Source organism: Chroococcidiopsis sp. [FACHB-1243] (genome assembly GCF_014696895.1).
GTDB lineage: Bacteria > Cyanobacteriota > Cyanobacteriia > Cyanobacteriales > Chroococcidiopsidaceae > Chroococcidiopsis.
In genome coordinates this window covers 1-13975 of record NZ_JACJQX010000075.1, presented here as the reverse complement: position 1 = coordinate 13975, position 13975 = coordinate 1, and the positions used below count along the sequence as shown (strand labels likewise).

Genomic DNA, 13975 nt, shown 5'->3' with positions numbered 1-13975 from the left:
TACACAACGTCAACCACACGTTGTACAAAACTTTTTTCGTGAGAAACATGTTGCTTACTCCGCTGCCTAAAACTGTTCACCATTCTATGCTCTGGTTAGTATATTCAGCTACTTTTCTCAAAAACTGGCTGCTTTCACCATATAAGCTATCTGCTAGTACCAATTCAATATTAAAGCCCTTTTCAATTAATTCTGTAATAATTTCTGCTGCCAACTCAATTTTAGTTTGATATTTATCTTCGGCTTTTAGCGTTCCTTTAGGTTTGAACACTTTAACAATTAAAGGAAAAGTTATATGACAGTAAACTCCATAGCCATTAACTGAAACTATCCCGTTATCTATTTTTCCGACACTTCCTAAATATTGTCTTGCTACATAATCAGTTCTTCTGCCTTTTTTTCTATCTCCTGTTTCATCAATGACTACGGTGATGGCATTTCCATTTAATGCTTTCTTTGTTTTCGCTAACCTTCGACTTTTTAATTCACTGACCGTCCACTCCGAATTTGCTATAAAATGATGTAATGACTGGGCAGAGTTTATACTTACTACTTTAGCTATTTCTGGTAATGATTTTCTTTTGATTGGTGAAATTATCCCCAAGTGCAAATATTTGAAGCACTCGTAGTTTCTGACTTCTTTAAATAAGTCTTTATATTCTGCACAATATTCATCTATGACTGCCACTGTTGGCTGGGCATCTCTTGCCAAATGCTTCAGGATTTGTAATTCTACATCCATTGCTCTACTTACCTTGTAGAGTTTTATTTTTTAATTCTTTTACTCATTATACCCGGAAAGTGACAAAAGAGGGTTATTAGAAATTTAAATAATTAGTAGTGAAACAATCAAAGTGAAATAAAAGATTAAGCTCAAAAATAATAAATAACCAAAAACAATAGAAAAATGTGTTGCAAATACCAAATTTTTATTCATAAAAGTTTCTAGAGAACTACTTTACAATTACTCGTATTTATAGTAAACAAATTATTAGTACTTGAAGATGGTAGAAGTAACAGGGAGAAAAATATGAAACTTTATCGAACGATCGCAATGGCTACGATCATAGCGATCGCAACAGCTACATTCATAATTATGGGATTTAATGGTCAGAGCGTCCTAGCAAATAATGAGAAAGCAATTCCCATCGTTGGTCTATGGGAAGGTATCGATTTTGATGATGGCGCAACCCATTTGCGTTCAATTAGGCGTAACGAAGATGGGACGTTCAGTGTGGCTGGGAACGCTACCTATTTCATGTTGTGCGGCGGCACCGACCGTGGTCTCATCAACGGTACAGGAATCGTTGAGAACGGAGTTCTTAAGACTAAGGTATCACTTACGTGCTTTAACAATGGTCGAACCATAGAGGGTCTTGAGTCGAACTACTTACTAGATAGGGAGAATGGTGCTCTCTCAGAGCTAAGGCAATTTGAAGTGGAGCCGCCGATCATTTTCCACCTCATCAGCTCGACCTGAGTACTAAATGGGAAAATGGTAGCGTTATAGATTTATTGTTTTTCCTTAAATTGGTAAACCAAATTCATAGCAATTGATAAATAGTCGGGTAGGGCAGGAACCGTGAGGTTCCTTTCCCCCCTCAGAACCGGACGTACAGTAGGGTAGGTAGCCAGCGAGTTACTAGTATTGGCACTTTTCCAGGTTGTGTTGCAAAAAGTTGTTGAGGATAGAAAACTTCTTGAAAAAGGAATTGATTATGTAGCCACTCCAAAGATTTCAGCGATGAATTTCACCCGTTCAGTAACGGCTCCTTTTTCGATTTTTTCAATTTGCCCTTTGCAGATCATATTCATAATTTCGTATCCTCTTATCGTTCGTCGTGCCGTGTGGAATGAGCCAAATCCCATCCCTGGCTTGACTAATCGTTTGATGCCGCGATGGTCTTGTTCGACGATGTTATTCAAATACTTTCTCTGCCGTAATTTCACTTGTTTTGGCAAATCTTCTTTCTGTTTGAGTTCATCAATAGCTTTAGGATAAGCAGCATTAAGATCCACAGTAATCACTCGTGGATCACAAGTGTGAAGTGCTTTGAGTGTCTTACGGAAAAAACGTTTTGCTGCTGCAGTATCACGTTTAGCTGTCAGCAAAAAATCCAAAGTATTTCCGGCTGAATTCACAGCCCGGTACAGATATTTTGGCTGACCCTTAACCTCGATATAAGTTTCATCTACTCTCCAGGAATCATTTGTGGAACGCAGGTGCGGTCGGCAGCGCTTGTCTATTTCTGGTACATACCGCTGTACCCAACGAAACACTGTTGTGTGATGCACATCCATACCCCGCTCGTTTACCATCTCTGCCACTTGCCGATAAGAAAGCGGGTAACTCAAGTACCAGCGCACGCACAGCAAGATGATTTCTGGTTCGTAGTGCCGCCACTTAAAGGGGTTGAATTTGGACATGGAGATAGGAGCAAGCCGATACGATCTCTCACCCTACCATCTGCTGCCCCAGTTTTCGCAACACAACCCTGATTTGCGCCTTGACTTGAGGTAAGTAGCCTTGGTACGCATCGTTCCGAACAAAGGTGCGACGATCGCAGTTGGGATTTTGACACAGGTAGCGTTGTTTCCCATTGGGTATTTTACCGTGCTTGATAACTGCAATTTTGTCATTGCAGTCCGGACAGTGAAAGGGTTCGAGAACCGTCATTGGCTACTTCGTATTGTTGATGCTTCGATTCAAGCACAAATTCTCAAAAACAATAAACCTAGAACATTACCCGATCTCGCGATAGCACTTGCACCCCTGGATACTGATGAAGCCATTCGGCTAAGGTGTTTGCCTCTCGGTCTTCGAGCAGTGCAATCGGGCGATGCCGCTCCAGGTCTACCAAAATCGTGCCATAATTTTGCCCTTTGCGAAAAGCGCGCATCATCTACACCCACAGTCTTAACGGGTGCAATCGGCGGTGATGCTTGTTCGGACAGGAGGGATAAGAGGGTGCTGTCACTGACACCACTGCTCCATTGGTGGCTCAATCGTGCTCCAGCAGCACCTCCGAGTGCCAAGCCAGTGGCGATTAATCGTCGGGCTAACCGATGGTTCGACGTGCCCAGGGAGCAGTTACAGTAGGCAGTCGCTCCGTGAAGATGCGGCGGTTACAGCCTGCATTGATGCAGAAGAACTTGCGAACCAGAAGCAGCAAAGACATACTATAGTTGACACAGGGTAACTCTTGCAGTGTGCGTTCGTAACGGCCATGCACTCGTTGAGTCAACCCCTGGCATACAGGGCATGGAACACTGATTTGTGTTGAGGAAACCGTTAAGCTGAGATGTCTAGTTGCAAAATCGAGATCCCAAGTGTCAAGTTGAAGGTGTGTTGGATCGGGTAGAAGATGCTGAAGGAATTCCAAAACCTGATTAATTTCCTCAAGGTAGATATCTCGATCCTGCCATAGGTCACCAAAAGCTTGGAAGAGCCTCAAATAGTTGACAATATTCATCGACAAATCGAATCGTGGGTTGAGCAGATCTTGCGGCTGACATACTCACTTTAAAACAGTAATATCTACTTCTATTCTAAATACTCTCTGGTTAGAGTGATAAAAGCGGTATAAATATCAATCCCATGCTTTCTTGACGCACGACCAATTAGAGTGCTTTTCTAGTGACCCGTCTGCATTATTGTTGAACATTTTCTCAAACTGCTCGCAATCGGTTAGGGTGTTGAGATCGATCGCGCCTGCTGGAAAAGAAACTGGGTAGACTTCCTGAATGTGTTGCTTAATCACCTGCTTTGCTCCAGTTACTGCATCGAGCATCATCAATTCTGCAAATAATTCACAGCTAAATAGCGCAGGTACACCAACAGTATCGGCGTATTCTGAGGCAACAATCAGTTTACCCGTGCAGTGGTATGCCTCAATCAGTTGACGCACCAACGAGACTGAAACAAAGGGTTGATCGCACAACAGCATCACCACTGCTTTGACAGGTGGATGGATCGACTGCAATACCGTCAGTCCTGTTTGGATGGAAGAACTCATGCCTTCTGCCCAGTGGTTGTTCTCAACGACGTACACTGGCAATTGCATCACTTCCGCCTCAAGTCGTTCCACCTGTGCACCCAGCACCACGATAATCGGTCGGCAGCCTGAGGCGATCGCCACTTCTGCGGTATGGCGCAGCAAGCTCTGTCCGCGATATTGCAGGAGTTGTTTCGGGGTGCCTAAACGAGTGGATGCACCTGCAGCTAAAATTATGACACCGATCGCTGAGAGGTCGTTCATCTGTGCATCAACCATTCATCAAGATGTACGGCATCTGCTCTGTTAGACATTCATCAACACTCCGTCTATACATACGGTGTTGGGTTGTGGCATGGGTTCAGCCGAATCGTGAATTGGCCCTTGACGGTTTCTCAGAAATCCACCCGATCGACTGGCTAAAACCGCTTGTATCTCGGAGACGATCGCCAAGGCAACTTCCTCTGGTGTCTCCGCTCCGATGTCGATACCAACCGGACTATACAACCGCTCTAGTTGGACCTCACTGTAAACCATGCCTTCAGCCCGCAGTTCTTGCAGCAATCGATCGATTCTGTGTTTTGGCCCTAGCACTCCGATATACCGCACTGGAGATGGAAGCAATAGCTGAAGTAGTTTTGAGTCATAAAGATAGTTGTGAGTCATCACTAGTGCGACTGTTTGGTGATTCAACGCGACTTTCTGATGCACGGTTTCTAATCGCACTGGCAGCGCGCAGTCTGCGGTCTGAAATCGAGTTGGAGAAGCGTCTGAACAACGCGGATCGACAACCGTGACGTGCCAACCTAGTCCTTTAGCAAACTGCACGATGGGACTGACATCATGACCTGCTCCGAAAATGACGAGAGGCACAGGAGGTTGAATCACATCGAAGAAGACTTCGATTACACTTCCTGCGACTGAATAAGACTTACGGGTAGATTGTCGCTCTAGGTAAGCAGTTCGAGCATCTGCTAGAACCGCTTGACGTAGTATACTATCTTCAATATCGCTACACACGACATGATTAGGATAAAGCATCAGGTGATTGCCGATCGAGTTTGCTTGTCCTTCAATAGCAAATACCGTTGCCAGAACTCCAACTTGCTGTCGATCTAAGCAATGAGCCATAAATGCCAAAGGATTAAGCTCATGTTTGAGTTCAATACATTCAATCAAAATGTAAACAATCCCATTACATCCCAGTCCTAGTCCCCAGACAATATCGTCATCAGATGTACTGTCATACTTGACGATCGCAGCGTTACCCGTTGCCATAACTTGCTGCGATCGGATCGCGACATCGTGCTCTAAACAGCCGCCGCTAATCGTTCCGACACTGTATTCGTCTTGTGTGACTAACATACGCGCACCGGGGCGGCGATAGGTTGAGCCGCTAACCTTGACAACCGTAGCAAGCGCAACTCTTCGATCCGAATGTGTGATTTGTTTATACGTTTCAACGATCGCTTGTAATTCTCGCATTCGTTCTTTTCCTTGGGGATTGGTTAGTCATAGCAACTTGTCGGGCGTAATCGGTAAATTTCTAATGCGCTTGCCCGTCGCGTTGAAGATCGCGTTTGCCACTGCCGCCGCTACGCCGACGCTGGCGATTTCGCCTAAGCCGCGTGCGCCGATGGGCGAAATGTGCGGGTCGGGTTTGCCGATAAAATGCACGTCAATCGGCGGCACGTCCAGATTGACCGGAACGTGATAGTCGGCGAGAGTGCGCGTTACCGGATTGCCAAAGCGTTTGTCGAAATGGGTTTCCTCCATTAGCGTTTCTCCCAAAGCGTAAATCACGCTGCCGATTATCTGCGAGCGGGCGGTTTTTTCGTTCATAATGCGCCCGACATCGTGAACGGTCGTCACGCGCCTGACGCGAATCGTGCCTAAATCCTCGTCCACCCACACTTCGACGAACTGCGCCCCGAACGATTGAAACGAGTATTTTTGCGCGTCCGAATTTTCTTCCGAATCCGTCGGCGCTAAGATACAAGACGCGCCGGGCGCGCCCAATCCGCTGCCCGATGCCGGCATCGCCGTCGTGCAAGCCTCCAACGCCGTTTTGTTGTTGCGGCGCAAAATGTCCGAGTAGGAATCGGATTTCGAGCGGTCGCTACGGACGAAAAACTTTGCGTCGGAAAAAATGATTTCGGCGGGATTGACGCCGTTTAATTTCGATTTCGCGTCCGCCGTCGCCAACTGCATTAAATCTTTCCGCAGCATCTCGCACGCCGCCAGCACCGCCGGCAGAACGCTCGCCGTCGTTATCGAACGGGCGGAGACCGGCGCGGGCGGCAAATCTGAGTCGCCGATCTCGACACGGATTTTTTCCAGCGGAACGCCGAGCGCGTCAGCCGCCGTCTGCGCCATAATCGTGTAAGTTCCGGTGCCGAGGTCTAGCGTCGCGCTTTGCACGACGACCCTGCCGTCCGCCGCGAGCCGCACGCGCGCCGAAGCGGAAGCGCGCGAAGCCGGATAAGTCGCCGCCGCCGTCCCGTAACCGACCAGATACCGCCCGTCGCGCGTTTGCCTGGGTTGCTGTTTCCGGCGCGCCCAGCCGAACTTTTCGGCTCCCGTGCGGTAACATTCAATTAGGTGTTCGCTCGAATACGGAAGTTTGTTGACCGGGTTGGCTGTTGAGTGATTGATGATGCGAAACTCAATCGGATCAATTTTAAGCTCGTGTGCCATCTCGTCCATCGCCGATTCCAGAGCGAAACTGCCCGGCGAATCGCCCGGACCGCGCGCGAATGTTGGCGCGCCGATGTTTAAACGGGCTACTTGATAAGTAATCTCGCGGAGCGGCGCAGTGTATAAAACTCCAGTCGGGCTGCCGCTCCGCTCGAAATATTGCGTCAAGTTGTTCGAGTATGAATTGTTGTGGTGGCGAATCACCTGGAGCTTTCTGTCCCGACTTGCGCCGAGCGCGACCTGCTGCTTCGTCTCGCTGCGCCGCCCGACGTTCGTCTGCATCATCTGGCGCGTGATGACGAGCTTGACCGGACGATTGACCGCTTGACCAGCCATCACTGCCAACACGATGTTCGTCCACGGATTTGATTTTGAACCGAACCCGCCCCCGATGAACGGTGCCAACACGCGGATGTTTTCCGGTTTTAAGCTGAAGAAATAAGCCGTAATCGCACGCACCGTCAGCACGTCCTGCGTTGATTCGTGAATGGTAAGTTTGTCCGTCCCTTCCCAAGTGACAACGGTCGCGTGCGGCTCCATCGGATGATGATTTTCCGTCGGAGTCGTGTAAGTTCGCTCAATTTTCACCGGCGCGGCGGTGAGCGGCGAAGCGGCTTGACCGGTATTGAGCTGCGCCGGTTGACCCTGGGCTGTCTCCGGTCGGAAACCTTTCGGCAATTCGCTTTCAAAATCGATCGCCGGTTTTTCTTCGGCGTATGTGACGCGCATGAGTCTGGCGGCGTGACGCGCCTGCTCGTAAGTTTCGGCAACGACCACCCCGATGAACTGCCAGAAATAATGAACTTTGTTGTCTTGCAGCGGCACCAGATTCTCGCCCAAACGCCCGCCGGCTCGACTGAACTCCTGCTGATTGAAGGCTTTGAGACGCGGGGCGTTTTCGTGCGTCAAAACCGCCACCACGCCCGGCCATTTCAAAGCCGCGTTTCGGTCAATGCTGGTAATCGTGCCGTTAGCGATGGTCGAACGCACCGGAAAAGCGTAAGCCATATTAGTTTGATTAAATTCGGCGGCATATTTCGCCGCGCCCGTCACTTTTAGCCGCCCGTCAATGCGGTCTACGGGTTTGCCCATTTCTGCCATTTTATTTATTCTTCCTGCTTTAAAACTTTATGCGTTCGTGCCGCCATTCATTGCCTGCGTCAGCGCGCGGACAATCGCCCGTCTGCCCAACTCGACTTTGAATTTGTTGTGTTCGAGCGGTTTCGCGTTTTTCATTTCCGCGTCCGCCGCCGATTTGAAATTCGCTTCGGTCGCCGCTTTGCCCGTCAGAAACTTTTCGGCTTCTAACGCTCGCCACGGTTTATGCGCCACGCCGCCCATTGCCAGCCGGACTTGTTTGATTTGGTTGCCGTCGGTTTCCAAGGCGGCAGCAATCGAGACGAGCGCGAAGGCGTAACTGCTGCGATCGCGGACTTTTAGATAGTAAGATTTATCAGCAAAATTATTTTTCGGCAGTTCGATCGCGGTAATCAACTCCCCGTGTGTCAGCGTGTTGTCCCGTTCGGGATTGTCTCCAGGCAGGCGATGATAGTCGGCGAACGGAATGCGGCGCTGAGTGCCGTCTGCCTTTTGAACGTGAACAATCGCATCGAGCGCCGCGACCGCGACTGCCATGTCTGACGGGTGCGTGGCAATACACTCTTTTGACCAGCCGAAGAGCGCGTGATTGCGGTTAATGCTTTCCAACGCGCCGCAGCCCGAATTCGGTTCGCGTTTGTTGCACGGCATCGCCGTGTCGTAAAAATACGGGCAGCGCGTTCGCTGATTCAGATTGCCACCGTTGGTCGCCATGTTGCGAATCTGCCCGCTTGCGCCTGCCAAAATTGCCTGCGTCAACAGCGGATAGTTTTGCCGCACTAACGGATGATTAGCGGTATCGGCATTTTTTGCCAACGCGCCAAGCGACAGATTGCCACTTCCGGCGACGGTTCTGATTTGCGTCAGCGTCAGGCGCGTAATGTCCACTAATTCAACGGGACGGGCGACATCTTCCTTCATTAAGTCGATCAAGTTAGTACCACCCGCCAGAAATTGGGAATTTGCATTCGCCACTACGGTTCGCACAGCTGCGCCCGCGTCATTAGCTTGCGTATATCTAAAGGGTCTCATATTCTATAGCCATCGCCTGTTTTGGTCTACATTTCTGGCACATCGAAAATTGCCATCTCGTTTTCACCCGCAAACTGCCAGGTTTGTGTCTGCGCTTTGCCCGTGTGAACTTCTTTGATCGCCGCAACGATGTGCGGATACGCGCCGCAGCGACAGATGTTGCCCGACATCCTTTCTCGAATCTCATCGTCAGAGAGCTGTACTGGACGCATTTCCCGCCGCACGTCCCCTGTGACGTAGCTCGCCTCGCTGTTTTGCGCTTCGTTTAAAACGGCGATCGCCGAGCAGATCTGACCTGGTGTACAGTAACCGCACTGAAACCCGTCATGCTTGATAAACGCTGCCTGCATTGGATGTAGATCGTCACCACGCGCCAAGCCCTCAATCGTTGTCACGTTTCTGCCTTCGCAGGTCGCCACGAGGATTAAGCAGGATAGTACACGCCGCCCGTTAACGATCGCTGTGCAGGCACCGCACTGCCCATGATCGCAGCCTTTTTTCGAGCCGGTCAGCCCGATATGTTCCCGCAGCGCATCTAGTAAGGTCACACGTGGATCGAGCGTGAGTGAATGGGATTTGCCATTGATGTTCAGTGCCACCTTCACGGTATCAGGCTGAGATAGAACTAGTGATGGTTGAGGACTGGTTTGGGCAGTTGATCGCTTCATCCAGTTCCCTGCTGTTGCGATCGCCGTACCAATCACCATCAATTGACCGAAGCGGCGGCGTCTTAATCTGATCCTCATATGTGTTCTCTTTCTCTGCAAATCAATTGAGAAACTTAAAATTAGTTTATACAGCTAATGCTCTATTGCGAATAGTGATATCAGTAGGAATGTCGGCGCTAATCGAAATAAGATACTCAGTGTAATTCGCATTTAATTTACATCGCGTCCAAGATAGAGCGATGATCGCGCGACTTAATGACTGCAACGCGCCAGTGACAATTGCAACTTTTTTACAAAGATAGAAATACATAAAATTACCTACGCTGGCAATTATTGTCAATGAGTCAAGCCTCAAAGGGCAAACAAAAACTCTCATGGTGATAGTTTTTTGGGGTTCTACCCATTTTTCAACTAAAAATGTACTAATTTATACAGTATTTTGTTCAGAACACAGCCGCTCTCTAAATTCAGCAGGAATTTGCTCCCAAAACTCCCAAATCAAATCCATCTCAGCTAATCTACGAGTGTAGATGGGTTCTGGAACCTGACGTGGACTGCCAAACCAACGAGCAACAGTGGCAGGGCTACACCGGCAAATAATGGCAATTTGTCTTTGAGTAACATTCCACTTACGGTAAAACTCAAATACATCCATTGATAACCGACAGTTGCTATACAGAGTCAGCAAAGTCAGTTCTCTGGCTCCTAAACGGCGGTTACTAGTCACAGCTGATTACCTCCCAGTAAGATGGGACAATTTTGTCTAGGCCTTGGCTATTAAAGAAACAGCTTTTGATTCAGGCTGTTTCGAGGGTAGTGTTGCAAAAACTTGGGTTGGACAGAGAAACCCTGTTCCCTGAGTTGAATTATGCAGCTAAGCTAATAGACATCTAGTTCGTAATAATTTTGTTTCCTTTATTACGGATTTTTCTATTCCAGTTAATGACTAATTCCCCATCGTTAAGTAATCTTTGTAGAAGTTCTTTAAGTTGCTTTATGGTCTGAAATAATCGATGTGCAATAAACTCCTTCACGCATGCCACACTAACTCAGTTAAATTAAAGTCTGGGCTACAAGTAAGTAAAAAACATAACTAGATATTTGGCAGTGCTTGCTCGATTTTTTGATAGTCTCTTGTCGTTTGTGATAGCTAGCATTATCCAAGATTACTAGAACTCGCGGTTCTATTTTCTCATACAACTCAGAAGAGTTTCCTTGCTCAACCCATTCTTAGTAACCGAATTTATTCAGCTTTCCTAACTGTTTAAAAAACGCTTCGCTATCACCTTAGTCAACAAAAAAGCTTATGCTTTTTTGGTTATGATAGCGTAGCCCGCCTATTACATTTACTCGTCCTCGTCTCCTTTGTTCTGTAACTTTACTTCGGCGACCTCTATATGTTCAACACTTGCACCATATCACTCTCAAACTAAAGCCAGTTTCATCCCAAAACCAGGTCTGCAAAACCTCTAGTGCTACCTTCCCTACTTTTAAATAAGTCTTTAACTTCTCTCGAAATTCTACTCTTTCTGCTACATTTTGTTCGCTTCTAAGCTGTATTTTGCCCAAATGTAGGCGTACTTTTTTTGCAAAGTCCGACTAACTTGTTTCCCACTTAATTTAATTCCCATCTGTTCTAGTAAATATGTTGCTAATCTTTGGGTTGTCCATTTACCAAATTCACACCTAAATTCGATTGAGGCTTTTTCAATTACCTCTTGTAATAATGCTATGTATTCTTCAGTCGCTTTTCGGTAGTTCCCTTGCTCTCTTTTATCTCGTAAACTCTCCAGATTATCTGGGTCTCTATGCATACACCAGTAAGCTACTGTGTGGTAGCCACGCCCAATGAAGTCAGCAGTCTCCTCATAAGTTTCCCCGTCGTTTTGTAGTAGGAGAATCAGGGCATGCTCTCGCAATTGTGGACAACCAGCTTTTCTTACCACTGTTTGTAGCCGCTCCTTCTGCTCCTGATTCAGGAATCCCTTTGCAGGCATATTCCACATTCCTCTATGGTTTTGAAATTCAATTTTATACTTTTTAAAAGTTCATTAGCTTACCTCAAAGATTTGATGCATGAATTTGGGTTGTGTTGCAAAAAATTTCTCAAACGCTAGATGTAGTTTTGTAATATACATACTTCGGCACTGCATGCAGCGCTCTCTAGATTTTTTGTAACACAGCCAATTTTTCTTAATTTGGGTTGTAGGAATTGTTAATGTCAGCGTTTCTTTAGCGATATACTCATTCCTTGCTCGTGCATATTGAGAAAGACAGTTTCAAGATTCGAGTTAGTTGTGATAGCGTGAACAAACTGTGGATCGGGAGATGGTGACTGCATATTGTGAGCCGCAATTAGTCCACCAGGTCGCACAAGTGGTAGCAGTTTGTTGAGGTAATCGAGATAGCCTTCTTTATCAGCATCAATAAAGACGAAGTCTATCGGCTTACTCAACTTTGCAACCTCGGCATGGGCATCACCCAAAATCAGTGTCACCAAGTCACTCACCCTCGCACGCTGAAAATTCTCGCGGGCAAGTGCTGCTCTTTTAGAATCTATTTCGTAGGTGGTGAGCTTACCGCCAGTTGTTTTAAGTGCTATTGCCAACCAAATTCCTGAATATCCATTCGAGGTCCCCAACTCTACAACATGCTTGGCACCGACTGACTCTGCTAGAATTCGTAGTAATCGTCCATCTTCAACAGAAGCGTTCCAGTTTCCTGACCGCTGATTGCGCTCAAGCTCTTCAAGAACTTGCAACATCTGTTTTTCGTCGGATTCGGATTTTAGCTCCACTTGCGCTTGTTGTTTCAACATTGACTCTGCTCGTGCGTTTGCTAATGAATGATTGCGATGAATGGTCGTTGGCAGCCATACACTCAATGCAACTGCGACAAGCACAAGTCCAGTGACCCACCAATACTGTTTAATGAAAAATCTCACGTGTCGTGTCCTTATTTGCTCATTAAGTGTACGGTAATAGAAAACGCTGTTCGGCTCCGTCCCGCCAATCCAGGCGAACCGAGTCTCGTCCAGATGCTGCTGCACCTCATCTATCTTGACCTTCGCGTGCCCGTCGCGCATGTTCCCTACATACTCGCCGATCAAATTGAGCAATTGCTCCTTCTGCTTGGTCGTAAACTCCGCAGCGCGAATGCCAGCGTAGTCGAGGACGACGTTGTCACTGAACGCTTCACCCACGCTATTGTTGCGGGTTTTGGAGACCTCAAGGATCGCCTTTCGGCGTTGCGCTTCATCTAGCGCGTCAATCAGTGCCAGGCCGCGCTCCTGCTCGACTTGCAGCACCGTCGTGCCTTTGTACCTGCCGGAGGAAGCCGTCACCGGCTCGGAACCCATGAAGGTGGGTGTCATTACGACCTGGTCGCCCAGCACAAAGTAGTTGATGACCAGATGGTGACCGTCGAGCTGCCAGCCCCACGGCTCCTTATCCGAAGGCGCGCCCATCACAGCGATCCAGTAAAGCCACTCGCCGTATTCTGCAAAGTTGTTATTCAGCTCGCCCAGCGTGTGATTGAGCCGCATGATGTCGCGCGACTGCTTCAATCCCCTAGCGCTCAGGGAGGCGCGCAGCAGGTCGAAGGTCGCCTCGCGCTGTGCCTTAGTCATTTCATAAAAGCCCGTGCCCTGCCGGATGTAGAAGTGCTGGTTCATCCACTTACGCCATTCCGGGTCGTCAACCGAAAACATCGTCTTGGCGCGCTGCTTGGGGGTCAAAGTGGTGAGAAAAGCTTCGGCGGTCTTGCGGACGGGCGCAGTGGAAACTCCGGTTGAGCGGATGGGGAACAAACCTGAGACAATGCCGCCGTTTGTGGTGACGCCCTTAAACGGCTCAGCCAGCCCGCGGACTTCGGACTCTCTCGACCTGCGCCGGAAGCGCTCGGCGAGATCGCCTGACAACTGCTGTGCATGGGATTTAATGCCATGCGCCAAGATATTAATGAGACTGACGACGACGCTGGTGACTCCCATCATACCCAAGAATTTACGACGATTCATGTTTACAATGACCTCCTAGAGTTAGCTTTAACGGTTGTGTTGCAAAACCTTGTTGATAACCCCATTCCTGGTTTGACCAACCACTTAATAAATCAGTGGTCTGCTCAATTTGATTGTTTAGGTACTTGTTCTGTCGTAATTCGACTTGTTTAGATAGTTCTTGTTGACTTTTAAGTTGCTCTATAGCTTTTGGATAAGCTGCATTTTTATCCACATTAATCACTCGTGGTTCTTGAGTGGGCAATGCCTTCAAGACATTACGTAAAAAGCGTTTGTAGGATGGATGCTCCGGCTGTCAGTTCAGACAATTGTAGAAGCTGCCGTCTTTTGAATGAACTCATTGCTCTGTCGGAATGTGTTGTTACTTACTAACCAGAGCATAGAATGGTGAACAGTTTTAGGCAGCGGAGTAAGCAACATGTTTCTCACGAAAAAAGTTTTGTACAACGTGTGGTTGACGTTGTGTA

The 13975-nt window shown here is 47.8% G+C and carries 13 protein-coding genes and 2 pseudogenes; 1 reads left to right on the top strand and 14 read right to left on the bottom strand.

Features of this window, described 5'->3' with window-relative positions:
• Positions 1–100: 100 nt before the first annotated feature.
• Positions 101–742, bottom strand: a pseudogene (locus H6G17_RS30240) (transposase); the annotation flags it as partial.
• 288 nt (positions 743–1030) lie between these two features.
• On the opposite strand from H6G17_RS30240, the gene H6G17_RS30235 reads away from it, so the two are divergent.
• A complete protein-coding gene (locus H6G17_RS30235; protein WP_192162214.1) occupies positions 1031–1480 on the top strand; it encodes a hypothetical protein in 450 nt (149 codons plus the stop codon).
• Between the two features lie 236 nt (positions 1481–1716).
• Here H6G17_RS30235 and H6G17_RS30230 read toward each other — a convergent pair whose 3' ends face one another.
• The 13 genes and pseudogenes from H6G17_RS30230 to H6G17_RS30170 form a co-directional block, all read right to left on the bottom strand.
• On the bottom strand, positions 1717–2427 hold the full coding sequence (locus H6G17_RS30230; protein ID WP_192162213.1) for an IS6 family transposase: 711 nt from the start codon (positions 2425–2427) through the stop codon (positions 1717–1719).
• A 28-nt stretch (positions 2428–2455) separates the two neighbouring features.
• Positions 2456–2677: an IS1 family transposase gene (locus H6G17_RS34990; protein ID WP_192162212.1), complete on the bottom strand. Its 222-nt coding sequence runs from the start codon at positions 2675–2677 to the stop codon at positions 2456–2458.
• Between the two features lie 58 nt (positions 2678–2735).
• Positions 2736–2903 carry a transposase gene (locus H6G17_RS34985; RefSeq protein ID WP_192162211.1) on the bottom strand — a complete coding sequence of 56 codons (168 nt, stop codon included), beginning with the start codon at positions 2901–2903 and terminating at the stop codon, positions 2736–2738.
• Between the two features lie 156 nt (positions 2904–3059).
• Complete coding sequence (locus H6G17_RS34980; RefSeq protein WP_192162210.1) at positions 3060–3473, bottom strand: transposase family protein; 414 nt, start codon at positions 3471–3473, stop codon at positions 3060–3062.
• 117 nt (positions 3474–3590) lie between these two features.
• Positions 3591–4274: a nucleotidyltransferase family protein gene (locus H6G17_RS30210; protein ID WP_199317129.1), complete on the bottom strand. Its 684-nt coding sequence runs from the start codon at positions 4272–4274 to the stop codon at positions 3591–3593.
• Between the two features lie 27 nt (positions 4275–4301).
• Complete coding sequence (locus H6G17_RS30205) at positions 4302–5480, bottom strand: XdhC/CoxI family protein (RefSeq protein WP_192162209.1); 1179 nt, start codon at positions 5478–5480, stop codon at positions 4302–4304.
• Positions 5481–5507: 27 nt separating this feature from the next.
• Complete coding sequence (locus tag H6G17_RS30200) at positions 5508–7793, bottom strand: xanthine dehydrogenase family protein molybdopterin-binding subunit (RefSeq protein WP_192162208.1); 2286 nt, start codon at positions 7791–7793, stop codon at positions 5508–5510.
• Between the two features lie 27 nt (positions 7794–7820).
• Positions 7821–8822, bottom strand: a complete 1002-nt coding sequence (locus H6G17_RS30195) for a xanthine dehydrogenase family protein subunit M (protein WP_192162207.1) — start codon at positions 8820–8822, stop codon at positions 7821–7823.
• Positions 8823–8848: 26 nt separating this feature from the next.
• Entirely contained in the window at positions 8849–9568 is a 720-nt protein-coding gene (locus tag H6G17_RS34385; protein ID WP_192162206.1) for a 2Fe-2S iron-sulfur cluster-binding protein, read from the bottom strand.
• A gap of 349 nt (positions 9569–9917) precedes the next feature.
• Positions 9918–10217, bottom strand: a complete 300-nt coding sequence (locus H6G17_RS30185; RefSeq protein ID WP_192162205.1) for a helix-turn-helix domain-containing protein — start codon at positions 10215–10217, stop codon at positions 9918–9920.
• Between the two features lie 163 nt (positions 10218–10380).
• A pseudogene (locus H6G17_RS30180) lies at positions 10381–11487 on the bottom strand (IS630 family transposase).
• A gap of 224 nt (positions 11488–11711) precedes the next feature.
• The gene (locus H6G17_RS30175) at positions 11712–13508 is read right to left on the bottom strand and encodes a DUF3500 domain-containing protein (protein ID WP_192162204.1); all 1797 of its coding nucleotides are present in this window, start codon (positions 13506–13508) and stop codon (positions 11712–11714) included.
• A complete protein-coding gene (locus H6G17_RS30170) occupies positions 13495–13731 on the bottom strand; it encodes a DDE-type integrase/transposase/recombinase (protein WP_347276489.1) in 237 nt (78 codons plus the stop codon). The genes H6G17_RS30175 and H6G17_RS30170 overlap by 14 nt, the downstream gene beginning before the upstream one ends.
• Positions 13732–13975: the final 244 nt, after the last annotated feature.